The following is a 26,305-nucleotide window of genomic DNA, read 5'->3' on the forward strand; positions in this document are numbered from 1 at the left end:
CTAGCCAGATTGCCGTAACACCCCTTCCTCCTTGGCAGCAGCCTCGAAGGCCTTACGGGCTTCCTCCGGGGTAGCCCGGTCCCCGACGGCCTCGATGCACACTTGCACAGCCTTCCGCCACTTAGGTCCCATCTTGGTCCACTTCATGAGTTCCTCGGCGGCACCCTCGACATTGTTGCAGCCGTAGGTGACCCCAGGTCGTTGGGTCTTGAGAAAGGCCGGCCGGTGTCAGCAATGGTCAGTTTCCTGCAATGCTAGATCGGTAAGTTCATGTCGGAAGTTGACGCTCTGCTCCCCGGACCTGGATGGCGAAGTAGAGCTGGTCGCCAGCGAACGCCAGTGCGCGATGGCGGCCAGGTGGTCTGAGCGTTATCTCTTCATGCACTGCCCGGAGCCGCCGGGATCGCAGACTTCTCCTACACCGCAATCGAAATCGCGTGTGCAGGCGGGCGGCGACAAGGGCGGGGCGAGGACGATATAAGGCGTATGGACCTTCTCGCCAGGCGGCACGAAAGCCGGCGCTCGCTCGCCTGGGTCACCGAGCGTGCGGATATAGAGATAGAGCGACTTCTTGTCCTCATCGCTCATAGCCCGTACATTATACCGCGGCATCGGTGGATAAGTCTCAAGGCCTCGAAGATATGAAACGAAGCCGTCGGCTGTGAGGTCGGCGGCCGTCAGCCGTAGGTTTGCCGCATAGCTGGTTCCCCACGGTCCCTGAAAGCCGAGTGCATTTCCCTTGAAAGCCTTGGCCGGATCGATCTTGCCGCCACTTTCGCTATATCCTTCGGTGTGGCAATCGTGGCAGCCGCCGATGATGGAGATGTAGAGTCCTCGCTCGACCGAAGGTTCCCCTGCCGCCGGCGCGGCATTGAGAGCAAGCGCGGCAATGCACATCAACCAATATGCACGCATCACATCCCCTTCCTTGGTGCCGAACGGCGGTGCCGAACGGCTTCTGGAAGGGACTTGTGTCCGGCTTTGTCGCGCTTTGTCATGTCGGCCGAGCTTCCCCGCCTGTCGCGCAACTCGGAGATGAGGGAATGGTTGCATTAGGGATCAGGAATGTTTGGGAACTGGGCTCGGGTAACTGGCACATTCGGCCCTATCAGACGAGCGTAGCACCAACCCCTCTTCCTTGGCAGCCGCCAAGAATGCCTTGCGGCACTCCTCAGGCTCCATCTCGTCGGCAATCACAGCGAGGCATACGTGCACCGCGAGGTTCCACTGAAGGCCATGGTTGGTCCACTTCAGGAGTTCCTCAGCGGCTGCTTCAGCGTTGCTAACCTTCCGCGTCGAACCGCTACCCTCGGTGCTGACAGGGACCGGCGGGGAGAACCAATGGAGCGCCATGCAGTCACTCTTTGTCGGCCCGATCACGTTCCTGCAGCAAATGCTTTTGCTCAGCCGGCAGCTCCCGTTCTACGGGCAGATTTAGCAGGTTGCGAAGGTAATTGCGGATTACCTCTGAAGTGATCCACCGCCGCACAACTTCGGCAATAACCTTCCGTTTGGCTGCGTCAATTTCGACCACGTTCGGTGCGGACCCGTAGGTCGGACCTATCCCCCATGTTTCCCACATCTTTGGTCACCATCCCCGGCGAAGATACGGACACCGCCCCGCTCACCTTAACGTTGACCGTATAGGTTCTTCTAGGCGTCTTCTCCAATTCTCGCTTCCTGTAGATCTGGAAACGAATCGACGGGGTTAAAGCTTTGACCTGCCGGCGTGGCGCGGTGTCTATGTCGACAGTCACCTCGCCTGCCACGTCCGGGCGTCGCGCGCCTTGAGTTCCAGGCCCTGCCATATCTGCGCACGGGTCAGCTTGGTCTCGCCTCGGGGATTCACCGGAACGGTAGCGGTCGAGTAAATCATGATATGTCTCCTGGACAGAACGTCGGTGATGGGGCTCAGCCGGCAATTGCGGCCGCATAGTCGCGATAAGAGCGCAACGGTCGGCCCAGCAGCGCGGTCAGCCGATCGACATCGCCGGCGTCGGGGACCATGCCGTCCGTGAGGAAGCGCTCCGCCATCAGGCGCATGTCGAGCGCCATCCAGCTCGGCATGAACTGCCGCAGGTTCTGTTCGAAGCCGGTGGTGTCGTCGCCGGGATACGCGACATGGCGTCCCAGGACATCCGCCCAGATGGCCGCGACATCCGCGCCGGTCAGCGTGTCGGGGCCGACCAGGTTGATGCGGTCGAACGGCAGCGGCGCCGCGGCCTGCTCGCGGCGGATGAGTTCGATCGCGGCGATCTCGCCGATGTCCCGCGCGTCGATCATGGCGATGCCCTTGGCTCCGATCGGCATCGGATAGATGCCGTAGCCGATCACCACGTCGTTGATCGTGATGTCGTTGTCCATGAAGTAGGCGGGCCGCAGGATGGTGGCGTTGAGCTCCATCTGCTCGATCATCCGCTCGACGCCGAACTTGCCCGCGAAATGCGGCACATTGACGTAGATGTCGCTGTGGATCACCGACAGGTAGACGATCCGCTCGATGCCGGCCTCACGGGCAACGGCCAGCGCTACCAGCGCCTGGGTGTATTCGTCGGCCACCACCGCGTTCAGCAGGAAAAGGGTGGAGACGCCGGAGAACGCCTTGCGCAGGGAATCGACATCGAGCAGGTCGCCCTGCACGACATCTACGCCAGTGGGGAAATTGGCCTTCGAGGGATCGCGAACCAAAGCGCGCACATCGGCGCCACGCTTCACGAGCTGTTCGACTACGTTGCGGCCGACATTGCCGGTCGCGCCGGTAACGAGAATGGTCATGGGATTACTCCTGAGTTGAGCCGGATGGCGTCCCAGAAAATTAGTGATCCACGTTTGTGTCGGTAGGCATTATATCTGAACACGCCGTCCCACAGGTGGAACACATGGATCTACTTGCCCTTGCTGATTTCAATCTGGTCGCCCGCCACGGGGGCTTCGGTAAGGCCGCCCGCGCTGCCGGGCGCCCGAAAGCCACCTTGTCCCGACGCGTGGCGGAGCTGGAGGCGAGTCTGGATCTACGGCTGTTCGAGCGTGGCGCGCGCGCGTTAAAGCTGACGGAAGAAGGACGCGCGCTTTTCGAGCGCGCGGGCCGGTTGCTTTCCGAGCTCGAAGAGACGACGGCGGCGATCGCCTCAGGCGGCGAAAGGCCGCGCGGCCGGTTGCGGATCAGCGCCCCATTGCTGTTCGCACAGACCGCCATGGGGAAGATCGCCGCCGGCTTCGCCCTGAAATACCCGGAGGTCAGGCTCGAGGTCACGACCGAAGACCGCGTCGTCGACATGATCGAAGAGGGATTTGACCTGGTGATCCGGGTCAATCCGGATCCGGATGAGAGCCTCGTTGGGCGAGCCTTTCTGCGTGATCGGCTGGTGGTCGTGGCAAGTCCTGACCTCGCCCTGCCGGCCGAAGGCCTGGCGACCCCGGCCGTCATGCGTTCGACAGATCGCGGGGCTTGGGAGGTGAAGACGCCCACTGGCCGGTTAACAATCGCGATCGAGCCCGTCCTTGCGTTGTCGTCGCTCATCATGGTCCGGGATGCAGTGCGAGCGGGCGTCGGCGCGGGACGCCTTCCCGTGTCGCTAGTGAGCCATGATCTGGCGGACGGAACGCTGGTACTTTGGGGGGATGTCGAGGGACCCGACATCGCCCTGTGGACACTCTATCCCTCTCGGCGGCTGCTGAGCGCGCGCGTCTCCGCATTCCTCGACCATCTGAAACGCGCCTTTCCCATGGGGACACCTGACGAGCTGGCCGCCTATATCGGCAAATGACTCCCACGAAAACTGGCTAACCAAGCTGATGCGTTACTCCATAAATCTTTCAGCGTTACTTCACACCCGAATTACGGTGACAGTGCACTTTTTGCGGCGGCCTTCAGGGCCTTTCCGCCGCAAATCTCGAATGCGCGTTTTTTAGCCTTCCCCTGACCGGCAGCGCCTTTTCCCCGGAATCGACCGCCCTATTTCGCCTCGACAGGTGGGTGGCTGCTTGCTGGACGAGTCCTTGCGGCGAGTACGGCATGTGCTTCGAGGTACCCCACATGAACTTCCACGATCGGCACCTATTGAAGTTGCGGGTGAACGGAGAGGATCACAGCCTTTCCGATCTCGATACCCGCGTCACGCTGCTCGACCTGCTGCGCGAGCGGCTTCATCTGACCGGAACGAAAAAGGGATGCAATTTCGGCGAGTGCGGCGCCTGCACCGTGCATCTCGACGGGCGGCGTGTGAATGCCTGCATGATACTTGCCGTGTCCTGCGAGGGACGCGAGGTTACCACGATCGAAGGGCTGGCAGACGGCGATGCGCTTCATCCCGTGCAGCAGGCGTTCATCGATCATGATGGTTTTCAGTGCGGATTCTGCACGCCCGGCCAGGTGATGTCAGCGGCGGCGCTGATCGAGGAGGGACATACCGGCTCCGATGCCGAGATCCGCGAATGGATGAGCGGGAATCTGTGCCGCTGCTCGGCCTATCCGCAAATCGTCGAGGCGGTGCGCGCAGCGGCCGGGAGGGCGAGCCAATGACCCCATTCGTCTATGCACGCGCCGACAGCCTGGGTGACACGATCGCAGCCGGTGCCGCGCCGGACAGCGCCTTTCTCGCCGGCGGCACCGAATTGCTCAACTGGCTGCGCCTTGGCATTGCCGAGCCGACCCGGATCATCGACATCTCCCGCCTCGACGGGCTGGATCAGGTCGAAACACTGCCCGGCGGCGGCTTGACGATCGGCGCGCTGACGCATCTCAACGATGTCGCGCAGCATGCGTTGGTCGTGCGCGACTATCCGGTGTTGAGCCAGGCGATCCTCAACGCCGCATCGCCGCAGCTGAGAAACCTGGCAACGATAGGCGGCAATCTTCTGCAGAAGACGCGCTGTGCCTATTTCCGTGCCGAAGAGCAGTTGCCATGCAACAAGCGTCAGCTCGGCTCCGGCTGCTCGGCATTGCATGGCATCAACGACAATCACGCGATATTCGGCTGGACCGAGGATTGCGTCGCCACCCAGCCATCCGACCCGGCCGTGGCGCTGGCAGCACTTGATGCGGTCATCGTCACCGCGCACCGCAGCGGCGGCCGGCGCATTCCGGCAGCGGAATTCCACCTGCTTCCCGACACGCGGCCCGAGGCAGACAATGTGTTGCAGCAAGGCGAACTGATCACGGCAATCGAGCTGCCGGCGCCGGCGCCGCGATCGGCTTACCTCAAGGTGCGCGAGCGCGAATCCTACGAATACGCCATCGTCTCTGCCGCCGCTGTGCTGGAGATGGACGGCCAAACTATCCGTCGGGCCGCCCTGGCGCTGGGGTCCGTGGCGCTGCGGCCGTGGCGGCTGAGCGCCGCCGAGGAGCAGCTCGCCGGTGCCGAAATCGGCGATCGCGAGGCGTTGAACACCGCTATCGAGCAATCCTTCGCCCAAGCGCGTCCCTTGTCGCAGAACGCCTACAAGATCGAACTGGCCAAGACCGCCGCTTTGCGGGCGATCGAAAGAGCAGCGAGGATGTCGTCATGATGATCAGCCAGCCTGTTGCCCGCCCTGACGGCGGCGTCAAGGTCACCGGCCGCGCCCGCTATGCGGCCGACTATTTCGCCCCCGACCTGCTCTATGCGGTACTCGTGACCGCGCCCGTTCCGGCCGGCCGCATGACGTCGATCATGGTCGACGACGCGCTCGCCGAGAAGGGCGTCGTGCGTGTGCTCACGCATGAGGACATGCCCAAATTCGGCCGGTTCGCATCGCCGAGGGCCGAGCCCGATACGCAGATGCAGCAGGCCGAAGGCCCACCGGCAGCGCAGAGCTTCATGCCCATGCAGGGCGACGAGATACGTCACGAGGGTCAGCCGCTTGCCATTGTGCTGGGCGAGACGCTGGAGGCGGCGGAGGCCGGTGCCCGCCACGTCGCATTGCGCTTCGAGTTCGCCGAGCCGGAATTGCCGGCACCGCCGAAGTGGACCGCCATCGACAAGGCTGCGGTCGTGCCGAGGGAGAGCGGCTTCCTGTTCCTGGAGCCGACATTTACCAAGGGCGACGTCGACCGCGGGCTTAGCGACGCAGCCGCCATGGTCGAAGCCGTCTACCTGCAGCCGTCGCGCCACCACAACGCCATGGAGCCCTCGGCGACGCTCGCTGAGTGGAACGACGGAGAGCTGACGCTGCACGACGCCACGCAGCACGTCTATGGTGTCCGCCAGGTGCTTGCCGCCCGTTTGAATGTCCCCGCCGGGAAGGTCCGCGTGATTTCCCGCCATACCGGCGGCGGCTTCGGCGGCAAGGGTTGGATCTGGCCGCATCAGGTGCTGGCCGCCGCCGCGGCGCGCATCATGCAGCGCCCGGTCAGGCTGGCGCTGAGCCGCGCCAATGCCTATTCCTGCCTCGGCTACCAGCCGCGCATGGCACAGAAGATCGTGCTGGCTGCGGACAGGTCGGGCAAGCTGACCGCCGTGCAACAGGACGTGGTCAACCTGACCACCGTGAGCGACGATTTCGTCGAGTTCGCCACCGAAGCCTCGAAGGGTCTCTACGCCACGCCGGCCATGCGTCTCAGCCAGCGTGTCGAGCGCGCGAACGTCGCCATGCCGACGGCGCTGCGCGCGCCGGTCGAGGGTCCGGGTACCTGGGCCCTCGAAAGCGCGATGGACGAGCTCGCCCACCGCCTCGGCATCGATCCGCTCGACCTGCGTCTGATCAACCATGCGGACACGGATCCGGCCACCGGCCAGCCCTGGTCATCGAAGAAGCTGCGCGAGGCTTATGAGGAAGGCGCCCGCCTGTTCGGCTGGCGCGAGCGCCCGCGCAAGCCGCAACGCGATGGCGATTGGCTGATCGGCTACGGCATGGCGACCTGTACCATGGGCTGTTTCCGCCACCCGACGCCTGCAGCCGAGGTCAGGCTGCACAGGGACGGCAGAGTGCTCATCCGCACCGGCACCCAGGACATAGGGACCGGAACACTCACCATCTTTCCGCAGATCGCGGCCGATGTGCTGGGCCTGCCGATGGAGAAGATCGAGTTGGAAATGGGCGATACAGAGCTGCCGGAGGCGGGACCGACCTATGGCTCGTCATCGACCATGGGGGTGGGCGCGGCGGTGCTTGCCGCCGCCGAAGATGCGCGTTCGCAGCTTGCCCGTCTTGCCAATCTGCTGCCGGACGAGGTGGAGATGCAGGACGGCAAGATTCGGCGCAAAGGCGCTGCCGGCGGTCAGACGATCGCCGACGTTATGAGGCATACCGACATCGGCGAGATCATCGGCTCCGGCTCGTTCGATCCGGCGCAGCATGGCAAAGGCCTCGCCATGCGCACTTTCGGCGCGATTTTCATGGAGGTCGGCGTCGATCCGGGGCTCGGCCTGCTCAGGCTTCGTCGCGCCGTCGGCAGCTACAGCGCCGGCCGCATCGTCAATCCCCGCACCGCCCGCAGCCAGATGACGGGCGGCATCATCTGGGGCTGGGGCATGGCGGCGATGGAGCAGAGCAGGCACGAACCAGTGCTTGGGCGGTTCCTGTCGAAGAACCTTTCCGGGGTCGCCATTCCGGTCAATGCCGACATTCCCGGCGACATCATAATCCACTTCGTCGACGAGGTGGATGAGCATGCCAGCCCGATCGGCGGCAAGGGCATCGGCGAGCTCGGCGCCACCGGCGTTGCCGCTGCGGTGGCCAATGCCGTCTTCGACGCCACAGGCAAGCGGATCCGGGAGTTGCCGATCACGCCGGAAAAACTGCTGTAGAAGGACCGGCCCGCGCAAGCGTCTGCTCGACGAGGTTGAGGTAATAGCGCATCACCGTCGGCACGATCTCGTCGTTGAAGACGTAGCGGTCGCCATGCAGGCCTTCGCCCGGGCCGACCTCGCCGGCACCGATCCACGCATAACAGCCGCCGGCGTCGCGGATCATGAAAGCGAAATCCTCGCAGCCGAGACTGGGGCTGAACTCGGTCAAGACATTCTCCCGGCCGACGACGGAGGCCGCCGCCTCGACGGCGCGGGTCGTCGCGTCCGCCGTGTTGATCAGCGGCGGATGGCCCTTCCTGTAGTCGAGCCTGGCGTTGAGCGAATACGCGGCGGCAATGCCTTGTGCGATCTCCCCGATCAGCATCTCGCAGTGATCGGAAAGGCCGGGCTCGAAGAAGCGGCAGGTGCCTTGCAGCCAGACCTTGCCCGGCACGATGTTGCCGACATTGCCGCCATGGATCTGCGTGAGGCTGACGACAAGCGCGCTTTGCGGGTCGACCGAGCGGCTGACGATGCGCTGGACGGCTTGCACAAAGGCGCCGGCGGCCAGGATCGGGTCATCGCCGAGCTGCGGCATCGCGGCATGCGCGCCAAGACCCTCGAAGATCAGTTCGAAATTATCCACGGCCGCCATTTGCGCACCAGCGCGGGCAGCGATCGTCCCCAGCCTGACGCCCGGCCAGTTGTGGACCGCATAGACCGCCTCGACCGGAAAGCGCTTGAACAGGCCGTCCTCGATCATGCGCATGCTGCCGCCCTCGTTTTCCTCGGCCGGCTGAAAGATGAAAGTGACGGTGCCGTCGAAGGTGCGCGATTGACTGAGCAGTTTGGCGGCGCCGAGCAGCATAGCGGTGTGGCCGTCATGGCCGCAGGCGTGCATTACTCCTTCTTTCCTGGAGGCATAGGCCAAGCCGGTTTTCTCCAGCACCGGAAGCGCGTCGAGCTCGGCGCGAAGGCCGATGGCGCGTGCGCCGCCACCGCTGCGCAGGACACCGACGACGCCGGTGCCGCCGATCCCTTCATGCACCTCGTCGACGCCGAAGGAGCGCAGCTTCTCTGCAACGAAACGCGCCGTTTCGTATTCATTGAATCCGAGCTCCGGATTGGCATGGATATGGTGCCGCCAGCCTATGACCTCTGGTGTCAGCGCGGCGATGGGGTCATTATGCAGCATGATGCCTCCTTTCACGCCGGCAAGGCGGCGCGGTTTGGTCCTGCCAGCCATATAGAAGGCCAGACGAAAAGCGTCTTGAACCGGATTGACCATGGCAAAGACAATCGAAGCGGCAGAGACCGGGAAATACTGGCGCCATCCGTGCTTCCCCGACCTGGGCCTGTTCAAGGCGCGCTTCACCCAGCACCGCTACGACCTGCACACGCACCCGACCTATGTGATCGCCCTGATCACCTCCGGCTGCGAGCGCATTCGCATCGGCCGTCAAAGCGTTCTCGCTCCGGCGGGCGCCATTGCCGTCGTCAATCCTGAAGAGTGGCATGACGGCGAACGCGGGGCGGATGAAGGCTGGGCCTACCGGACATTTTATCCTTCGGTGCCGATGATGACCGCGCTTACCCGCGAACTCGGCCGCGACGGCGCTCCGGCGTTTTCGCGCGCGACGATCGAAGACAGCAGTCTCGCCGCAGCATTGACGGCAGCGCACCAGGGCTCGACATCCCCGGACACAATGACGGCAGAGACGTCCCTGCTCGTGGCGCTGAGACAACTGATCGTTCGGCATGGCGACTCGAGCGGACCGGCCGAAGAGATTGAAAGCTGCGGATCGCAGCGAAGATTTTCGCTGTACCGCGATCTTGTCGAAAGCGAGCTTGGCTCGCAGCTCGACCTCAAGCGGCTTGCCGGCGCGGCTGGCGTGACCCGGTTCCAGGTCATCCGCGACTTCAACAAGGCAATTGGCCTGACGCCGGCGGCCTATATCCGCGACCGGCGATTGCGCCGGGCGAGCGCGCTGATCGAACAGGGATTTGGCCTCGCCGACGCCGCTATTACGGCGGGTTTCGCCGACCAGAGCCATTTTTCCCGTACATTCCGGGCCATGCATGGTATGACGCCGGGCATGTTCAGAAGAGCTGGATAAGGCGCTCCTGAACAGACAAGCTTGCGCCTCAAAGCTTGCTGCGCAATGCTGACGCAGTTCGGGGGGAATCATGCGAAAAATCTTGGCACCGACGCTGCTGCTCACGGCTGCACTGTTTGCAAACAGCGCCCAGGCGCTGGATGCCAGCGGGACGCCGGTTGTCGTGACCCCGCTTGCCTCTCGCACCGAGACCGCGTCCGGCCAGCCGATCACGCTGCCCCAGAAGAACGTCCAGGTCCTGGTCTCGGCCTATCAGATCGCGCCGGGCGCGACCTTGCCGGTCCACAAGCATCCGTTTCCGCGCTATGCCTATGTCGAGGCCGGCACGCTTCAGGTCACCAACGTCGAGACCGGCAAGAGCAACACCTATCAAACAGGTGATTTCATCATCGAGATGATCGGGCAATGGCATCAGGCGATCAATGTCGGCGCCGATCCGGTCAAGCTGCTGGTCATCGACCAGGTCGAAGAAGGCACCAAGAACACCGTGTTGCGCCAGTAGCTACCACGTCTGAAAACGGCGTCCGTGGCGAATCCAGCGCAGCGCGTAACAGACGTCAGAACGCGAACCCCTCCGGCAAATTGTGATTCCAATAGCCTTCCTCGACAAGTTCACTTATGCGCCAGCCCTCGGACGTGCGTACGACGCGGTCGCGATACCAGAGCCCCTGGAAGAAGACCTGCCTTTTGCCTTCGCCGAGGTCGACCACCATCGGGCATGAACAATGCACGCGCGCGCTGGCCTCATCCCCTCGGAGATCCAGAAGGATTGTCGAAATGGCGTGCTGCGAGATCAATATCTTCGAAAGGGCGCCTTTCATGTAAGCGACATGCTCATCCACACCGCTCCTGATTCCACCTGTTACAGTGTCGTCAAGCACGGCATCGAGTGTGAATATTTTGCGATAGGCGTCCCAGTCGCGATCGTCCACAGCATAGCAATAGCGAACAAGCAGCTGTTCGATCTCGAGCCGATCCGAAACCTCTTGCAATGAAAGGGTCATGTCCTGTCTCCGCGGTTGGCGGCACTAATGCCGCATGCGCCAAGCCTGCCCCGACATTTCGATCAATATTCACGTTGCCGATGCTCCGAGCAACCTCGCCGCGCGACTGGGCATGCGCAAACCCGAACACTCATTTGGCCTCCGCCTTTACCCGGTCGGCAGCGGCGGCCAGAACGGCGCGATCCCCCTCTTCGTACAAACGGCGGATGGAAATTGCCTTGACGCGCCAGCCTTCCGGCGTCCGCACCAGCTAGTGGAGATAGCTGCCACCGACCGTCCAGAACCGCCCGTGATCCAGTGGGCTGCGCAGACATGGCTGCGTGCAACCGCGTCATTGCCTGCGCCTTCGACAATGATGTTGCTGATAAGGTGCTGGGTGGCGTCGAAACCCGGAAGCAGACCCTGCCACTGCGCGATCAGCGCGTCGCGGCCGCTGGTCGCGGCTTCGCCGCCGAAGAGGCTGGTATAGTCGGTCGTGACGGACAGCACTTAGTTGGCGGCATGGTGCGACCCTAGCTGCCGCTTGCTGGTAGCTCGGGCAAGTCCGGATCTGGTGCTCGGCATACGGCACGATGAATGGCCCGGTTTGGCCTTTGCGGACATCAACGCGGATACAAGAAAGCCGTCTTAGGTCTCCGACGCCATTTCTTTTGCCAATTCGCCGATCATCGAACGCAACCACCTGTGGGCTGGGTCGTGGCGGTAGCGAATGTGCCAAGCCATCTGCACTGGAAAAGTGCCGAGGTCGACGGGCGGCGGTAGTATCTTCAGGCGCGGATCCCTCTCAAGGCTGCGGCAGATCAGTCTCGGCAGCGTTGCGCAGTAATCCGTAACGGCAAGCATCTCTGGCACGGCCAGGAAGTGCGTGACAGAAAGGGCAATCTCTCGCTTGAGGTTTTGTTGCTCCAATGCCTGGAAGAGGCCCGCCCGCAGCCGGCCCGGCGGGAGCACGTTCACGTGCTTGAGCCTTTCATACTGTTCTCGGGAAATATGGTCTCGAACGTCGGGATGATCCTTGCGCACCGCGCAGGCGAGCCCATCGTCCATAAGATGCTGGACGACAAGATTGCCCGGCGGATCGACGATCCGGCCAATCACCATGGCCGTGGTACCGGAAATGACGCCGGTCTCGGCGAGATCGTTGCCAAATGCTGTCATGCGGAGCTTGATACCAGGCGCCAGCTCACGCGTCCTCGCGACGAGGGCCGGCATCAACACAAGCTCCACGTAACTGTTGGGGGCAAGCGTGAACAGCCGTTCGGCCTTTGCTGGCTGAAATTCCTGCTGGTTCAAATGAGATCGTCCAGTTGCGCCAGCGCTGCTTCGATCGTCGGAGCGATCTCCTCAGCCAATTGCGTCGGCTTTATGCCATACCTTTCCCGGATGAATAGCGGATCCCGGAGGGTGTCGCGCAGGCGGTTCAACGAATTGGACAGCGCCGGCTGGGTGATGCCCAGTCGCGCTGCTGCCCGTGTCACGCTCCGCTCTTCCATCAGGGCGAGGAAAACCGGGAGCAGGTTCAGATCGTATCTCATCGAGATATAATCTGACATGAATATATAAAATAAATGAAATAAATTTCTGAAATACATGGGCAGGTGCCATTATCCGTGCATCGACAGGCCGACGCGGCCGATCGATCTCCAAATCAACCAACTACGACGCCTCATTGGCGCGGCATCACCTGAGAAAAGGATCCGACAATGAAAGTCCTGATGGTACTCACCTCCCACGACACTCTCGGTAACACCGGCAAGAAGACCGGCTTCTGGCTCGAGGAACTGGCAGCCCCCTACTACGTCTTCAAGGACGCTGGCGCCGAGATCACCCTCGCCTCGCCGAAGGGCGGCCAGCCGCCTCTCGATCCGAAAAGCGACGAGCCTATGTTCCAGACCGACCTTACACGGCGCTTCAGTGCTGACGATGTTGCCAAGGCGCAGCTCGCAGAAACCGTGCGCCTGGACAGTGTCGACCAGAAGGACTTCGACACGGTCTTCTACCCCGGCGGCCACGGCCCGTTGTGGGATTTGGCCGAAGATCCGAATTCGATCAAGCTGATCGGATCCTTCATCGCGGCCGGCAAGCCGATCGCCCTCGTTTGCCACGCACCGGGCGTTCTGCATCGCGTGACCAGTCCCGACGGCACGCCGTTTGTGCAGGGACGCTACGTCACCGGCTTCACCAATAGCGAGGAGGAGACCGTAGGTCTCACGAATGTCGTGCCGTTCTTGGTCGAGGACGAGCTGATCAGCCTCGGCGCGGTTTTCTCCAAGGTCAAGGACTGGGGCGTCCACACAGTCGTCGATGGCCAGCTTATCACGGGTCAGAACCCAGCATCATCGAGCGAGGCAGCTGAGGCGCTGCTAGGCGCTTTGAGCCAGAGGAAGAGCAAGACCGCCTGAGCGGTCTGGAACAACCGTGATCTGCCGACGGCTCGCGTCGGCGGATCAACTTCAGAACCCGCTACAGTCTCAAGCCGATCCGAAACGTCTTGCAGTGAAAGGGTCATGTCTCGTGTCCGCGGTGGCGCCACTAATGCCGCATGCGCCAAGCCTGCCCCGACATTTTCGATCAATATTCACGTTGCCGATGCTCCGAGCAACCTCGCCGCGTGGCTGGGCATGCGCAAACCCGAACACTCATTTGGCCTCCGCCTTTACCCGGTCGGCCGCAGCGGCCAGAACGGCGCGATCCCCCTCTTCGTACAAGCGGCGGATGGAGATTGCCTTGACGCGCCAGCCTTCCGGCCCCCGCACCAGCCGGTGGAGATAGCGGCCGCCGACCGTCCAGAAACGCCCGCCGATCCAGTGGGTTGCGCGGACATGGCTGCGCGCAACCGCGTCATTGCCTGCGCCTTCGACAATGATGTTGGTGATGAGGTGCTGGGTGGCGTCGAAGCCTGGAAGCAGTCCTTGCCACTGCGCGATCAGCGCGTCTCGGCCGCTGGTCGCGGCTGCGCCGCCGAAGAGGCTGGTATAGTCGGTCGTGACGCGGGCCGCGAAATAGGATTTGACCCGGTTCCAATCACGCAGATCGGCATACAGCCCGATCCCCGCCACTGCCTCGGCGATGGCCATCCTGTCTTCAACCATCAGCGCAGCTCCCGAGGCGCTCGAAACGGACGCCGAGACGGCGGAAATCATCGCGGCGGAAACCGCCGCGGCCAGGATATGCCGGCGGGTGACGACGCTCATTGTCCCGCCTCCCCCGCACTGCCCAGTGTCGCGCGGAAGTGCGCGGCGACGGCGTCGCTCGCCGCCTTCACCGGCGCGGCGCGATCGTAGAAATCGAATTGGGTGACGTTGTCGAGCCACAGCTCCTGCCTGGAACTGGTCAGCCGCGCGTAGAACTTGTGCGCACCCTGCGGAATGGCAGCCGCCTCGCTATGCACCATCAGAAAGGGCTGGTGCAGGCGCGGGGCAGCCTGGATGGCGTCGAACCTCAGCCAGCCGCGCCAGAAGGCCGGATCGGCCTCGTTACGCCAGGCCGGGATCATGCCGCGATCGGGTTCGGTGTAATAAGGCACCTTGAACATGATCGCGCGATCGTCGCTCAAGCTGGCGGCCGGCAGCAACGCCTGTCTGCCGGTGCGGCGATACGCGGCCTCTGCCGCATCGCTCGCGGCCTCAAGCCTGGCGACGCCTTCCTTGCCGCCATAGGTCTGCTCGACCACTTCGGCATCCTGCAACCAGGGCGCGACGAGAGCGACCGACTTGATCGCGGTATCTTCGGCGGCGGCAGTGACCATGTAGCCGGAGCTGGCGCAAATGCCGAGGCCGCCGATGCGGTCCTGATCGGTCTCGGGCCGGGTCGCGAGATAGGCGACCGCCGCTTCTATGTCGGCGATCTTGGCCTTAGGATCCTCGTACTGGCGGCGTATGCCGCCGCTTTCGCCCCAACCGCGAAAATCGAAGGTCAGGGCGACGAACCCGCGATCCGCCATCTCGCGAGCGTAGCGGGCCGGCATCTGTTCCTTCACCGTCATCCAGGCGCCGGTCACGACCAGCGCGGGCCGAGGTTTTGCCGCGTCCAGATCCTCCGGCAGATAGAGCTCGCCGACGATCTGCTCACCGTGCGAGGAGAATGTGACGCGCTCGACGCGCGGTGCGGCGGCGGCATTGGACGCGGCGAGCGTCACGGCGGTTGCTGCAGCAAGTGTCAGGGTTTTAAGCATTGCAAGTCTCCTTTGGCTTGGAGTGAGAACCGCGGCGTTGCGAAAAAGACCGCCGTCTCAGCGCTCGCCAGCAAGTCGGCCGGGCAGTGGCTTCAGCAGGTAATGCGCCCAGAAGAAGGCGTCCGACTGGTACATGTCGGTCAAAAAATTCTGTGCCTCGGCGATCTTGCCGTCCTTGATGCGGAACATCAGGGCGTAGAGCTGGTCGATCTCGGGACCCGAGCCGACATTCGACCAGCCACGATGGACATCGACGACAAGGTCGCCTTGCGCCTGGAAGAAAATCGGCTCGGCCTTGAATTTGCCGTCGGCCAGGCCGCGGAAGAAGGCGACCACCTCGTCCGGCCCGTGCTTGTCGCCGGCAAGCGGATGATGGCCGGGAATGCGCCACACGATGTCGGGCGCGAGGAAGGGCCGGACGGCCTCGGGATTCCCGGTCGCATAAGCTGCGTAGTAGTCCTTGACGAGTTGGATGTTGCTGTCTTCCAGCGGGCCGCCATTCGCCGGGGCGGCAGACACCGCCAGAAGAGCGGTGGCGGCGAGCGAAGCAAGCCTGGTCATCGGTCCTGTTTCCTTCCCTGTTCGAGCCGTTCCCAACACAGAGGCCCGTTCGTCGGACTCAACATGACGCCTTTTGTTCACCGGAAAAACCAGTAGAATTCGACAGGGCTATTTGGAAAATCCTTACAATGCGCCTCGACCAGCTCAGCGGCATCGTCGCCTTCGTAAAAGTTGCGGAGGCCAAAAGCTTCACCCGCGCCGCCGCCGAGCTCGGCGTCGCTCCGGCCTCGTTGAGCGAGGCGGTCAAGGGGCTCGAGGAGCGTCTGGGGGTGCGGCTGCTCAATCGGACGACTCGCAGCGTTGGCTTGACCGAAGCTGGCGCCCAATACCTCGACCACGTGCGCCCGGCAGCCGAAGATATCCGGGCGGCTGGTGCGGCACTGCGCGAAGCTCGCGACCGTCCCGCCGGCACGCTGCGCCTCAGCCTGCCCTGGATCGCCGCCCCGCTGCTGATCGAGCCACTGATGCGGCCGTTCATGGATGCTTATCCCGAAGTGCGGCTTAGTCTGATTTTCGACGACAGCTTCGTAGACATCGCCGCCGAGGGCTTCGACGCCGGTCTGCGCATCGGCGAGCTTCTCGACAAAGACATGATCGGCGCGCGTCTGGGCGGGCCTCTGCAGATGGTCGTGGTGGGCAGCCCGGACTATCTGGCGCGCAACGATACGCCGAAGCGGCCGGCCGACCTCGCCGCCCATCGCTGCATCGCATTCGCCCTCACCCGCGCGATTTCGCCATGGGAATTCATCGTGGAGGGACGCGAAGTCGCATTCACGCCGGACGCATGTCTGGTCGCGAACACGCTTCCGCTGTGCATTACCGCCGCCGCGCAAGGGCTTGGCCTCGCCTTCGCGGTCGAGGGCGTCGCCGCGCCGCTTCTTGCCTCAGGCGCGCTGGTCAAGGTGCTGGAGCCTTTCTGTCCCGCTTACGAGCCGCTCCACCTCTATTATCCCAGCCGCCGCCTCGTACCGCCGAAGCTGCGGGCCTTCATCGACTTCGTGCGCGCGAACGCTCACAAGCTGCGTATCTGATGTGACCTTTCGAGAACCCGGCCCCGTTTAGCCCCAGGCGCCGACCATCTGCCTGGTAGTTGCGTTGAGCCGGTTGAATGCGTTGATCAGGGCAATCTGGATGACCAGGGCGGCAAGGGCCTTTTCGGCACCGGATCCGGCCGGTCAGCCAACCGGGTTGCCGCCTCGGTCAGCGCCAGCGCGCCGCGCTCGGCGTCGGTGAAGTAAGGTGTTTCCCGCCAGGCGGACACGGTGAAGACGCGCTCGTCCTTTTCACCGGCCTTCTTCAATTCGCGCGCATGCATATCGATACAGACGCTGCATCCGTTGATCTGGCTGGCGCGCAAATGGACGAGCTTGCGCGTCACATAGGACAGATCGGCCGTTTCCGTCGACTTGTCCAGCGCGAACAGCGCCTGCAGGGCCCGGGGAATGAGCATCACATCCGGGGTCTCGACATCCTTGGCTCTGTCAGTTCGCCGGCCGCCGCGTTGCGGCGAGCGCAGGGATCTTCAGCTTTGCGAGGCAGTCACCTGCTCAAGCCGCTCGAGAATGCGCGGCCAGCCGCTTCCCATTCCGATGTACCCGCGCTCGTCCTCGGCCCGGAACCCGGAATGCTCCATGCGCACCCGGGTCGCCGTACCTTCGGGCGTCAACGACCATGTCACGACGGTCTTCAGACCGCTGTCGGATTCGGTGCCGTCGCCCCAGCTGTAGGCGAGTAGGCGCGGCGGCTCGATCTTCAGCACCTCGCAGTTCGTCACGCCCGACCAGCCCGGTACCGGCGTCGCGCGAAAGGTGAAGCGATGGCCTTGCACAGGCGCAAAGTCGTTCTTCATCAGCCATTCGGCAACCAGATGCGGCACGGTCAGTGCGCGCCATATCTTTTCAGCCGCGTGCGGTATGAGACGCTCGACGACAATGGATTTGGTTTCGACTGTAGTTGCTCCAGTCATAACTTCGGACCCGTTGTTTGCGGTTTGGCTGGTCTGTTCACCAACGCGCTCTCCACGAGAACCAATAACCCACCAGCTATCGTTTACGTATAACTCTGAGGTTATGAATGTGTCAAGCGGCGGAATGGCCGGCGCCATCGCAAGCACTTAGCCAACAGTTGCGGCTTTCATCGCACCATGCCCGATGCTACCGCTGGCCAGCTGAAATCATGAACGGATCCCCCATGCCCGAGACCGAACGCCCTCGCCTGCCGCTGATCGAGATCTGCGTCGAAGGCATAGACGGCCTGCTGGCCGCGCAAGCCGCCGGCGCCGACCGTGTCGAGCTCTGTGCCAGCCTGATCGAAGGCGGCGTCACGCCTAGCTTCGGCACGGTGCGCACGGCGCTCGAGCTGGCGACGATCCCGTTCCACGTCATCGTGCGGCCGCGCGGCGGTGATTTTCTCTATAGCGAAGCCGAATACCGTTCGATGCTCGCCGATGTCGGCGCGCTTGCCGACACCGGCGTCGCCGGTGTCGTTATCGGCTGCCTTAATGCCGACGGCACGATCGATGAACAGCGCATGAGCGAACTGGTGCAGGCGGCGGGGCGATTGAACGTCACCTGCCACCGCGCCTTCGACATGACGCGCGACCCGACAGAGGCGCTGGAGACACTGATCCGCTGCAAGGTCGGCCGCGTGCTGACCAGCGGCCAGCGCGACACGGCGCTCGAGGGCGCTGACCTGCTCGCCGATCTTGTCAGGCAGGCCGGCGACCGCATCATCATCCTCGGCTGCGGCGGGCTTGACCCAGAGAACATCGGCAAGGTGCGGAGGAAAACCGGGTTGAGCGAAATGCATTTCGCCGCGCTCAAGGACGTGCCGAGTGCCATGCGTTACCGCAACCCAAGGGTCGGCATGGGCGGCACCGATCTCGACCGCGAATACCGCAACACCGTGACCGACGGGGCGATGGTGGCGGCGACCATCGCCGCCGCCCGGCTATGATGCCGGATGACAGAAGAAAACATGATTGAAACGCATTTGCCGATCGAGCAGGTCTCGCCGCAGGATGAGCCCGCCGTCCTCGCGCTCAACAACGAGCATGCCGCGGAATTGTCGTGGCTCGAACCCGAGCACCTTTCCTTCCTGCTCGGCGAAGCGTTTTACGCGCGCCGTATCGGTTCGCTCGAAGCCTTCATCATGACCTTCGACCAGGACGCCAGCTACGATAGCCCGAACTTCCTGTGGTTTCGCGATCGTTACCCGCGGTTCGTCTATGTCGATCGCGTCGTGGTCGCCGCCGCAGCGCGCGGGCGCGGCCATGCCCGCCGGCTGTATGAGGATCTGTTCGAGCAGGCGTCACGCGCCAGCCAGGCGATCGTCACCTGCGAAGTCAATGCCGAGCCGCCCAATCCGGCTTCGGACGCCTTCCATGCCGCACTCGGCTTTGCGGAAGTGGGCGACGCGGTAATCCACGGTGGCAGGAAAGCCGTGCGGTATTATGCAAGGCGGATCGCCGGCTAAAATGGCGGGCGCCGTTCGCCCTACCAATTGCGGTTCAGCCAGGAGCGGGCCGGCTTTTCGATGATGTAGTAGCTGCACAGCGCGCAAGCGAACGCCGCCGCCAGCATCAACCACGGCGAACTGCCTTTTATGTCGACGAATTGATAAAAGGGCTGCTGCCAAAGATAGAGCGAATACGACCATAGGCCCAGCATCGTCATTGGCAGGGACGACAGAAACCCGGTCAGGTAGCGGCTGCTGAAGTCGAGCAAATTGACAGCGAGCGCCAGCAGCGGCACCGCGACCAGATAGTGAATGGGGGTTGGCACGGCAGCCATGAAAAGGAGCACAGCCACGACTGTGGCCGCCAGGGCAACATGCGGCCCCTTGAGCAGCGCCGGCAGCCTGTCGTCGGCCTTGAGCAGGCATAACACCGCCGACAGCAGGATCGAGGCGATGTGCACATCAGTGCGCCAATAGGTGCCCTCGTAGCCTATTGCGAGCACCCAGTAGGAGATGGCGCCGTTCGCCATGGCCAGCAGCGACAAAGCGCCGAGCAGCATGATGACGCGGGACCGTCCCCGGACGACGACGCTGATCAGAGCCAGAATGATATACGCATGCTCTTCGACGCAGAGCGACCAGATATGGTCGAGCGCGCCGGCGCGGGTAACGAGAACTCCGGCGTAATTGTAGGTGAACGTCAGCGCCGTCAGCGCCGCCTTCCACTTGAAGGCGATGAACGTGCCGGACAAGGCGATCATCGCGACGACGACGAAAACCAGCAGTGCCGGATAGATGCGGGAGAACCGGCGCTTGAAGAATTTCTTCAGCGGATAGTATTCGACGAACAGGATCTCGGCCATCAGCCGGCCGCTGAGCACGAAGAAGAATTCGACGCCCAGGACGCCGAGATTGATGCCGGGGACGGGGAAGAAATGGCCGATCAGCACCAGCGCGATCGACAGGCCGCGCCAGCCGTCGAGATAGGCAAGCCTCGCCCTTGACGATGTGTCGGCGACAGGCCTGGCCACGACAAGACGCGTCGCGGAGATGTCCGTCATGCCGGTCCCCTCTGCGAAAGGCGGGCTCAAGGCCGCATTCTCAGCTATATTGCAGTGCACTACAACTTTGTGCAAGTGCGAGATAACGACACGCCCGACGGGACGCACACCTTCCGTCCGTGAGCGGCTGCGCTGACGCCGTCAAACGGTAGAAACTTCAAATCCATCATGTTGGCTCATTGCCAAAGCGCCGCTTCAAGACAACAATGACCTCGACGCCGGCGCGCCAGACGCGCACAAAAAAAGCGTCGGAGGAAATGGAGGAGGAAGCCGCTGGCCAAGTCACGGACGCGCTATGCATGCGGCCTTTCGGTGCTCACCACCGACGAATCTGACGCGGATGCGTTCGCCCGGGCGGTGGCAGCGGAAGCAGCGGCCATTGACGCCGGGTTTGCCCTCCTGTTTTTCTCGCAGAGCCTCATAGAGGCCGTCGCCCTGTCGGAAGCGCTGAAGACCCACGCGCCGGCGCTCCACTATGCCGGCTGCTCGACGGCCGGTGAGATAACGCCCAAAGGGCTGGAGGAAGGCCAGATCCTGGCTATGCTGCTTCCCTCCGCATCGTTTTCGGCAGCCAGCACCATGGTCGAAAATCTGTCCTCATCGGGCATGGACGGGATTACCGGCGAAGTAGAGGCGCTGAGGCGTTCATTACGCGAGCGCCTCGGGCACGAGCGAGCCGACACCACGTTCGCGCTCTGCTTGATCGACGGCCTGTCTTATGCCGAAGAAGCGGTGACCTCCGCCATCCATTGGGGGCTCGACGATATTCCATTGATCGGCGGGTCGGCTGGCGATGATTTGAAATTCGAGACAACGCGGCTGATCTCGAACGGCAAAGTGACCTCCGACAGCGCCATCATCGTGCTGATCACCACGGAAATTCCTTTCCACGTGTTCAAGACCGACAATTTCGTTCCCACCGACGAGAAGCTGGTGGTGACGGCATCCGATCCCGACCACCGCATCGTGCGCGAATTCAACGCCACCATTGCCGCCGAGGAATATGCCGCTTCGGTCGGCGTCGTCGCGCAGATGCTGACGCCACTGAGTTTTGCCTCGCACCCGGTGGTGGTGAAAGTCGGCGGCGAATTTTACTGCCGTTCAATCCAGAAGATGCACGCGGACGGCTCGCTGTCGTTCTTCTGCGCCATCGACGATGGTGTCGTGCTTGCCGTCGCCCAGCCTAAGGACATGGTCGAGGCGACCCGCGCCGCTCTCAGCGACGTCAGTGAAAGGCTTGGCGGCATCGACCTGATCCTCGGTTTCGACTGCGTGCTGCGCCGGCTCGACGCGCGCAATCGGCAGGTCTATCGCGAGATTTCGGAACTCTACAAGGTCAACAACGTCCTCGGCTTCGGCACCTATGGCGAACAGTACCGTTCGATGCATCTGAACCAGACCTTCACCGGCATCGCCTTCGGTGAACGCAATGCGGCCGAAGCGGCGGAGTAGGAAATCCGGCATGCCGCTCAGGAACATCGACGACCTGGAAAGGCTGAAGAAGATCAACGCCGCGCTGATCAGCCGCGTCGAGCGCTCCATGGACCAGCAAGGCAATGCTTTTTCGCTGTTCCAGACCGCCATTTCGCTCGAGAGCCGGGTGCGCAGCCGCACCGAAGAGCTGCATTCGACCTTGCGCCGGCTGGAGCAGTCGAACATCGACTTGAATGCAGCCAAGGAAAACGCCGAGCTGGCGAACCTGTCCAAGACCAGGTTCCTTGCGGCCGCCAGCCATGACGTGCTGCAGCCGCTGAACGCCGCGCATCTGTCGGTCTCGGCACTTGCCGAAGTACAGACCAGCGAGGAAGGCAGAAACCTGGTCCGCCAGGTCGAGCGATCGCTGGAGACGATGGAGGACCTGCTCCGCACCTTGCTCGACATTTCCAAGCTCGATGCCGGCGTCGTGCAGCCCGACATCACCGATGTCAGCCTGGAGACGCTGTTTTCCTCTCTGCGCTCGGATTTTCAGCCGGTCGCGGAGATGAAGGGGCTGACGCTGAAGTTCCGGCCGGTCGATGCGCTCGTTCGTTCGGACCGAACCTTGCTGCGCCGCATCCTGCAGAACATCCTTTCCAATGCACTGCGCTATACCCGCTCGGGCGGCGTGTTGGTCGGCACCAGGCATCGCGGCGACACGATCCGCATCGACGTCGCCGATACCGGCTGCGGCATCCCCGACGACCAGCGCGAGGCGGTGTTCGAGGAATTCCATCGGGGCGTGATCCCGACGGATGCCGGGCTTGCCGCCGGCGGGCTGGGGTTGGGGCTGGCCATCGTGCGCCGCATCGCCGCGGCACTCGGCCATCCCGTCACGTTTTCGTCGAAGGTCGGACATGGCACGATTTTCCATATCGACGTTCCGGTCGGGATCGGCGACACGGCCGATCCAATCGCCGGCACCGTCGACATGGAGCGGCCGCGCGGCTACGGTCTGTTCGGCACAAGGGTGCTGCTGGTCGAGAACGACATCGAGGTGCTGCAGGCGATGACCTCCCTGCTCGAGCGCTGGCAATGCCTGGTGCGCCCCGCCACCTCGACCGGTGACGCGCTCGACATGCTTGGCGATACCGACTGGTTGCCAGACATTGTCATAGCCGACCAGCATCTCGACGGCGGCGACCTCGGCACCACCACAATCGCCGAGGTCCGTGATTATCTCGGCCGCGCCGTGCCGGCGCTGATCGTCACCGCCGACGGTTCGGAGACCGTCGCCAACGCCGCCCGCGCCGCCGGCATCGAGCTGATGCGCAAGCCGCTGAAGCCCGCGCAGCTACGGGCGCTGCTGGCGCATCTGCTGGCTTGAACTGGTCGTATCTTCCCAGCACACGGGTCACCGTATTCCAGCCATTACTTGTGCCTAGGCGGTAATTCATATGAAGCAGGTTCACTTCTTCGCGCTAAAGGATGATCTTCTCCCTGTGTTGGAAGCTGTAGAGCATGTAATTCCGATAAAATACATTCTCATGGGTCAGTTTCCCACGATGGAATTTGAAACTTTTAGCAATGGAAGGCAAATTCCCAGTCTTGCGCAATCAGCCACTGGATCGGCTTCCAGCGCTCAATCATTTCTTGTCACTCGCCGCGACATTCCGATTGAGGTGAGGCCGATAAAAACAGTCTCGGGTATCCGATATTTGTTAGATCAGCTTAGCAATCCGGACACAGTGACGCTGTCCCCCGGTGGGCGATGGGGTGAAGATGTTGTCATAAATGGCCGCGTGGCAACAGCCTCCGACGCGCCGCTTGCTCAGGAGCTGATGAAAATTTTTAACAGGGTATTCAAAAAGCAATTTAGTAAAATTAAAGCATTCTACGTGGGACCCGGGGCCGCCATTTTACTAGACGCGGGAAAGCGGCTAACTGCTGCAGAGCAATCGCCGCGTGAATTTGATCTGACTAGAGAGGCGCGGGTTGCTTAGCTGGTGTCAGGAACGTGAGAGCCGCCGTTAGTCTAGTCCGATTGCGGTGACACGAGTGCGGTGGACTACAGTGACAGTGCGCTTTTTAGCGAGCCCTCTCAAAACCCCGCCGGATCGCGAAACAGCTCGGCATTGTCCAGCTTCGAGACCTCGATCACCGCCTGGGTGCGGCTGTAGACGTTGAGCTTGCGCAGAATTTCCGAGACATGCGCCTTGACCGTGGTCTCGCCGACCTGCAGCTCGTAGGCGATCTGTTTGTTGAGCAGGCCCTGGCGCAGCATCTGCAGCACCTTGAGCTGCTGCGGCGTCAGCGTGGCCAGGCGCTGTACCATCTCGGCGCGGTCGGTGCTGTCGGCGTCGGGCGGTCGGCCCTCATAGGTCTGGGGAACATAGATCGCACCTTCCATCACCGAGCGGATAGCCGCGGCAAGATCGCTCTTGCGTGCCGATTTCGGGATGAAGCCGGCCGCGCCGTAGGACAGCGCCTCGGAAATGATCTTCGGCTCCTCATAGCCGGAGACGATGACGACCGGCAGGCGCGGATAACGCGTCCTGAGCTGCAGCAGCCCGTCAAAGCCATGCACGTCGGGCATACTGAGATCGAGCAGTGCGAGGTCGAACGGCTTGGCATCCGTCAGAAGCTCGAGCGCCTCGGCAATCGAGCGCGCTTCCACCGTGTCGACCTCCGGATAGGCCATCTGCACTGCGCTGTGCAGGGCCTCGCGAAACAGCGGATGGTCGTCGATGATGAGGAACCGGGCGCGATCGTTGACTGCGGTCATTAGCTTCACTTCGGTTCGGTCTGGTCTGGTCTGGTCTGGTCTAGAATAGTCCGGCAACCATGGCCAGCTTATTGCCAAATAGTACATTGCCATCTTGGCTGGCTAAAGCAGAATGGACCGACGATTTCCGCGGCACCGTGCGGCAGGCCTGCTCCTCCGCCATCCAATGCCTTGCCCGTTTGCCCAAATCGGCCGAATGTGCCGGCGACAGATCCACTGAACAGAGACAGTGCATGACCGGCTTCGTCCTTCCCCTGCCCGCAACCCCGTCGGTGGCCGTGGCCAGCTCGCCGGAGCGTTTTGCGGTGCGCCGGATCTTCTGCGTCGGCCGCAACTACGCCGCCCATGCCCGCGAGCTCGGCAATGACGAGCGCGACCCGCCCTTCTTCTTCACCAAACCGGGCGACGCAGTGGTCGACGCGGCAGTCGGTTCGGGCGCCACGATCCCCTACCCGCCGCTGACCCGAAACCTGCACCACGAAATCGAGCTGGTCGTCGCGATCGGCAAGGCCGGCTCTCGCATCCCGCGCCAGCGGGCGCTGAACCATGTCTGGGGTTACGGCGTCGGCGTCGACCTGACCCGCCGCGACCTTCAGGACGAGGCGAAAAAGGCGGCAAGGCCGTGGGACTGGTCGAAAGCCTTCGACCGTTCAGCGCCCTGCGGCCCGCTGGTCCCGGCGCAAAAATCCGGTCATCCCGAAAAAGGCCGCATCTGGCTCGCCGTCGACGGCGAGATCAGGCAGGACGGCGACCTTGCCGAACTGATCTGGCCGGTTCCCGACATCGTCTCGATTTGCAGCGAGGCGGTAGAACTCCGGCCCGGCGACCTGATCTTCACCGGCACGCCGGCCGGCGTCGGCGCCGTTGGGCCGGGCGAAAAGATCACCGGTGGCGTCGACGGCATCGGCGAAATCGAACTGACCATCGGCCAACCGGGCCCATGATCCATGAGCGACATCGTCCTCCATAACTACTACCGTTCCTCGACCTCTTACCGGGTGCGGATCGCGCTGGAGATGAAGGGCCTTGCCTACGAGTACGTGCCGCATCATTTGCGCCACGGCGAACATCGGGAGCCCGCCTACCTCGCGGTCAATCCGCAAGGGCTGGTGCCGGCGGTGGTCCTCAGCGATGGCACGCTGCTGACGCAATCGCTGGCGATAATCGAATATCTCGACGAGACCACGCCCGAGCCGCCGCTGCTGCCCAAGGATGCGCCTGGCCGCGCCCGCGTCAGAATGCTGGCGCAGATGATCGCCTGCGACATCCATCCGGTGAACAATCTGCGCGTGCTGACCTCGTTGCGCACGCTGTTCGGTGCCGGCGACCAGGATGTCGTCAACTGGTTCCGGCACTGGGTCAACGAAGGCTTCCAGCCGCTTGAAAAGATTCTGGCTTCCTCGGCCGAGACCAAGACATTCTGCCATGGCGACACGCCGGGGCTGGCCGACATCTGCCTGGTCGCACAGGTCACCAGCAATTCCCGCTTCGGCGTCGACATGACGCCCTACCCGACGATCGCGCGCATCAATGCCGCCTGCATGGCGCTGCCGGCATTCCGGAAGGCCGCGCCGGAGAACCAGATCGATGCCGAATAGAGAAGCCAAAGATCCAGATGAAGCGAAAACGCTCGCCGACATCGAAGAATATGGCTGCCACATTCTGTATGTGCTGGAAGAAGGCGAGCATCCGCCTTTCAGCTACTCGGTGGGGATAGAGCACAATTTCAATGCTCCTGAACTGGTCGTTGTCGGGCTGAAGCCAGAGCTTTCCCAGTCTGTCATCAACCAATACTGCAGACGGGTGTGCAACGGCGAGATTTTCCGCATCGGGCAGCGATCGTCTGGTTTCATAGGCGGCTTCGACTGTCAGTTCGGCTCGGTCCATGTTGAGCACTACACTGAACATTTCGGTTGGGACATCTGGTTCTACGACGGCCTGGGCTTCCGGGTTGCAGCTTATCTATCCTACGACCGAAGGCATCTGGCCGTGGGATACTGAAGCGAGCGAGTGGTTTCGAAA

At 62.8% G+C, this 26,305-nt stretch carries 28 protein-coding genes and 4 pseudogenes; 16 read left to right on the top strand and 16 right to left on the bottom strand.

The window, feature by feature from the left end:
* The 5 genes and pseudogenes from NKJ13_RS06900 to NKJ13_RS06920 all read right to left on the bottom strand — a co-directional run.
* Positions 1-180: pseudogene (locus tag NKJ13_RS06900) on the bottom strand (DUF982 domain-containing protein); the annotation flags it as partial.
* 189 nt (positions 181-369) lie between these two features.
* Positions 370-915 carry a hypothetical protein gene (locus NKJ13_RS06905; RefSeq protein ID WP_352737160.1) on the bottom strand — a complete coding sequence of 182 codons (546 nt, stop codon included), beginning with the start codon at positions 913-915 and terminating at the stop codon, positions 370-372.
* A 144-nt stretch (positions 916-1,059) separates the two neighbouring features.
* Entirely contained in the window at positions 1,060-1,353 is a 294-nt protein-coding gene (locus NKJ13_RS06910; protein WP_352704558.1) for a DUF982 domain-containing protein, read from the bottom strand.
* A gap of 418 nt (positions 1,354-1,771) precedes the next feature.
* Positions 1,772-1,876: pseudogene (locus NKJ13_RS06915) on the bottom strand (AtaL-like protein); the annotation flags it as partial.
* Positions 1,877-1,911: 35 nt separating this feature from the next.
* Positions 1,912-2,775 (bottom strand): SDR family oxidoreductase, encoded by an 864-nt coding sequence (locus NKJ13_RS06920; protein ID WP_352737161.1) that lies wholly within the window; start codon positions 2,773-2,775, stop codon positions 1,912-1,914.
* A gap of 104 nt (positions 2,776-2,879) precedes the next feature.
* On the opposite strand from NKJ13_RS06920, the gene NKJ13_RS06925 reads away from it, so the two are divergent.
* The 4 genes from NKJ13_RS06925 (at position 2,880) to NKJ13_RS06940 (ending at position 7,727) form a co-directional block, all read left to right on the top strand.
* Entirely contained in the window at positions 2,880-3,767 is an 888-nt protein-coding gene (locus NKJ13_RS06925; protein ID WP_352646766.1) for a LysR family transcriptional regulator, read from the top strand.
* 269 nt (positions 3,768-4,036) lie between these two features.
* On the top strand, positions 4,037-4,522 hold the full coding sequence (locus tag NKJ13_RS06930) for a (2Fe-2S)-binding protein (RefSeq protein WP_352737162.1): 486 nt from the start codon (positions 4,037-4,039) through the stop codon (positions 4,520-4,522).
* Positions 4,519-5,508, top strand: a complete 990-nt coding sequence (locus tag NKJ13_RS06935; RefSeq protein ID WP_352737163.1) for an FAD binding domain-containing protein — start codon at positions 4,519-4,521, stop codon at positions 5,506-5,508. Before NKJ13_RS06930 ends, NKJ13_RS06935 begins: the two co-directional genes overlap by 4 nt.
* Positions 5,505-7,727, top strand: a complete 2,223-nt coding sequence (locus NKJ13_RS06940; protein ID WP_352704567.1) for a xanthine dehydrogenase family protein molybdopterin-binding subunit — start codon at positions 5,505-5,507, stop codon at positions 7,725-7,727. Before NKJ13_RS06935 ends, NKJ13_RS06940 begins: the two co-directional genes overlap by 4 nt.
* On the opposite strand, the gene NKJ13_RS06945 is transcribed toward NKJ13_RS06940, so the two are convergent.
* Positions 7,705-8,904, bottom strand: coding sequence for an amidohydrolase (locus NKJ13_RS06945; protein WP_352777457.1), 1,200 nt, complete (start codon positions 8,902-8,904; stop codon positions 7,705-7,707). The genes NKJ13_RS06940 and NKJ13_RS06945 overlap by 23 nt on opposite strands.
* 91 nt (positions 8,905-8,995) lie before the next feature.
* Between NKJ13_RS06945 and NKJ13_RS06950 the strand changes: the two genes are divergently transcribed.
* Together NKJ13_RS06950 and NKJ13_RS06955 are read left to right on the top strand one after the other, a co-directional pair.
* Positions 8,996-9,826 (top strand): helix-turn-helix transcriptional regulator, encoded by an 831-nt coding sequence (locus tag NKJ13_RS06950; RefSeq protein ID WP_352688221.1) that lies wholly within the window; start codon positions 8,996-8,998, stop codon positions 9,824-9,826.
* 70 nt (positions 9,827-9,896) lie between these two features.
* Positions 9,897-10,328 carry a cupin domain-containing protein gene (locus NKJ13_RS06955; RefSeq protein WP_352688219.1) on the top strand — a complete coding sequence of 144 codons (432 nt, stop codon included), beginning with the start codon at positions 9,897-9,899 and terminating at the stop codon, positions 10,326-10,328.
* 55 nt (positions 10,329-10,383) lie between these two features.
* Here NKJ13_RS06955 and NKJ13_RS06960 read toward each other — a convergent pair whose 3' ends face one another.
* From NKJ13_RS06960 to NKJ13_RS06970, 3 genes and pseudogenes are all read right to left on the bottom strand, one after another.
* On the bottom strand, positions 10,384-10,830 hold the full coding sequence (locus NKJ13_RS06960; protein WP_352505818.1) for a nuclear transport factor 2 family protein: 447 nt from the start codon (positions 10,828-10,830) through the stop codon (positions 10,384-10,386).
* 147 nt (positions 10,831-10,977) lie between these two features.
* Positions 10,978-11,319: a nuclear transport factor 2 family protein gene (locus NKJ13_RS06965; RefSeq protein WP_352688217.1), complete on the bottom strand. Its 342-nt coding sequence runs from the start codon at positions 11,317-11,319 to the stop codon at positions 10,978-10,980.
* A 138-nt stretch (positions 11,320-11,457) separates the two neighbouring features.
* Positions 11,458-12,365 (bottom strand): annotated as a pseudogene (locus NKJ13_RS06970) (LysR family transcriptional regulator).
* Positions 12,366-12,533: 168 nt separating this feature from the next.
* On the opposite strand from NKJ13_RS06970, the gene NKJ13_RS06975 reads away from it, so the two are divergent.
* Entirely contained in the window at positions 12,534-13,232 is a 699-nt protein-coding gene (locus NKJ13_RS06975; protein WP_254818257.1) for a type 1 glutamine amidotransferase domain-containing protein, read from the top strand.
* Positions 13,233-13,469: 237 nt separating this feature from the next.
* Here the strand turns inward: NKJ13_RS06975 and NKJ13_RS06980 are convergent, their stop codons facing one another.
* The 3 genes from NKJ13_RS06980 to NKJ13_RS06990 are packed head-to-tail and all read right to left on the bottom strand — an operon-like array spanning position 13,470 to position 15,565.
* On the bottom strand, positions 13,470-14,024 hold the full coding sequence (locus tag NKJ13_RS06980; RefSeq protein ID WP_352505815.1) for a nuclear transport factor 2 family protein: 555 nt from the start codon (positions 14,022-14,024) through the stop codon (positions 13,470-13,472).
* Positions 14,021-15,004: an alpha/beta hydrolase gene (locus NKJ13_RS06985; protein WP_352777459.1), complete on the bottom strand. Its 984-nt coding sequence runs from the start codon at positions 15,002-15,004 to the stop codon at positions 14,021-14,023. Before NKJ13_RS06985 ends, NKJ13_RS06980 begins: the two co-directional genes overlap by 4 nt.
* A 57-nt stretch (positions 15,005-15,061) precedes the next feature.
* Positions 15,062-15,565 (bottom strand): nuclear transport factor 2 family protein, encoded by a 504-nt coding sequence (locus NKJ13_RS06990; protein ID WP_352777461.1) that lies wholly within the window; start codon positions 15,563-15,565, stop codon positions 15,062-15,064.
* Between the two features lie 128 nt (positions 15,566-15,693).
* Here NKJ13_RS06990 and NKJ13_RS06995 point away from each other — a divergent pair, with 128 nt between their 5' ends.
* Positions 15,694-16,596 carry a LysR family transcriptional regulator gene (locus NKJ13_RS06995; protein ID WP_352777463.1) on the top strand — a complete coding sequence of 301 codons (903 nt, stop codon included), beginning with the start codon at positions 15,694-15,696 and terminating at the stop codon, positions 16,594-16,596.
* A gap of 27 nt (positions 16,597-16,623) precedes the next feature.
* Here the strand turns inward: NKJ13_RS06995 and NKJ13_RS07000 are convergent.
* Positions 16,624-17,015 (bottom strand): annotated as a pseudogene (locus NKJ13_RS07000) (carboxymuconolactone decarboxylase family protein).
* Positions 17,016-17,087: 72 nt separating this feature from the next.
* Positions 17,088-17,531, bottom strand: coding sequence for an SRPBCC family protein (locus NKJ13_RS07005; protein WP_352477683.1), 444 nt, complete (start codon positions 17,529-17,531; stop codon positions 17,088-17,090).
* A gap of 224 nt (positions 17,532-17,755) precedes the next feature.
* Here NKJ13_RS07005 and NKJ13_RS07010 point away from each other — a divergent pair, with 224 nt between their 5' ends.
* On the top strand, positions 17,756-18,520 hold the full coding sequence (locus tag NKJ13_RS07010) for a copper homeostasis protein CutC (protein ID WP_352737168.1): 765 nt from the start codon (positions 17,756-17,758) through the stop codon (positions 18,518-18,520).
* A gap of 21 nt (positions 18,521-18,541) precedes the next feature.
* Positions 18,542-19,039 (top strand): GNAT family N-acetyltransferase, encoded by a 498-nt coding sequence (locus tag NKJ13_RS07015; protein WP_352737169.1) that lies wholly within the window; start codon positions 18,542-18,544, stop codon positions 19,037-19,039.
* Between the two features lie 20 nt (positions 19,040-19,059).
* On the opposite strand, the gene NKJ13_RS07020 is transcribed toward NKJ13_RS07015, so the two are convergent.
* The gene (locus NKJ13_RS07020; protein ID WP_352737170.1) at positions 19,060-20,082 is read right to left on the bottom strand and encodes an acyltransferase family protein; all 1,023 of its coding nucleotides are present in this window, start codon (positions 20,080-20,082) and stop codon (positions 19,060-19,062) included.
* A 312-nt stretch (positions 20,083-20,394) separates the two neighbouring features.
* On the opposite strand from NKJ13_RS07020, the gene NKJ13_RS07025 reads away from it, so the two are divergent.
* The 3 genes from NKJ13_RS07025 to NKJ13_RS07035 all read left to right on the top strand — a co-directional run bounded on the left by NKJ13_RS07025 (position 20,395) and on the right by NKJ13_RS07035 (position 23,501).
* Positions 20,395-21,534 carry an FIST N-terminal domain-containing protein gene (locus NKJ13_RS07025; RefSeq protein ID WP_352477679.1) on the top strand — a complete coding sequence of 380 codons (1,140 nt, stop codon included), beginning with the start codon at positions 20,395-20,397 and terminating at the stop codon, positions 21,532-21,534.
* Between the two features lie 10 nt (positions 21,535-21,544).
* Positions 21,545-22,885 (top strand): ATP-binding response regulator, encoded by a 1,341-nt coding sequence (locus NKJ13_RS07030; protein WP_254818247.1) that lies wholly within the window; start codon positions 21,545-21,547, stop codon positions 22,883-22,885.
* Positions 22,886-22,955: 70 nt separating this feature from the next.
* Entirely contained in the window at positions 22,956-23,501 is a 546-nt protein-coding gene (locus tag NKJ13_RS07035; RefSeq protein WP_352737171.1) for a hypothetical protein, read from the top strand.
* A gap of 98 nt (positions 23,502-23,599) precedes the next feature.
* Here the strand turns inward: NKJ13_RS07035 and NKJ13_RS07040 are convergent, their stop codons facing one another.
* Complete coding sequence (locus NKJ13_RS07040) at positions 23,600-24,283, bottom strand: response regulator (protein ID WP_254818245.1); 684 nt, start codon at positions 24,281-24,283, stop codon at positions 23,600-23,602.
* Between the two features lie 233 nt (positions 24,284-24,516).
* Between NKJ13_RS07040 and NKJ13_RS07045 the strand changes: the two genes are divergently transcribed.
* The 3 genes from NKJ13_RS07045 to NKJ13_RS07055 are packed head-to-tail and all read left to right on the top strand — an operon-like array spanning position 24,517 to position 26,284.
* On the top strand, positions 24,517-25,227 hold the full coding sequence (locus tag NKJ13_RS07045) for a fumarylacetoacetate hydrolase family protein (RefSeq protein WP_352704598.1): 711 nt from the start codon (positions 24,517-24,519) through the stop codon (positions 25,225-25,227).
* 3 nt (positions 25,228-25,230) lie between these two features.
* Positions 25,231-25,881 carry a maleylacetoacetate isomerase gene (maiA, locus tag NKJ13_RS07050; protein ID WP_352704600.1) on the top strand — a complete coding sequence of 217 codons (651 nt, stop codon included), beginning with the start codon at positions 25,231-25,233 and terminating at the stop codon, positions 25,879-25,881.
* Positions 25,871-26,284, top strand: a complete 414-nt coding sequence (locus NKJ13_RS07055; protein WP_352737172.1) for a DUF4262 domain-containing protein — start codon at positions 25,871-25,873, stop codon at positions 26,282-26,284. Before maiA ends, NKJ13_RS07055 begins: the two co-directional genes overlap by 11 nt.
* Positions 26,285-26,305 lie beyond the last annotated feature (21 nt).

Origin of the sequence: Mesorhizobium sp. M0174 (genome assembly GCF_040322275.1) — a bacterium.
Lineage (GTDB): Bacteria > Pseudomonadota > Alphaproteobacteria > Rhizobiales > Rhizobiaceae > Mesorhizobium.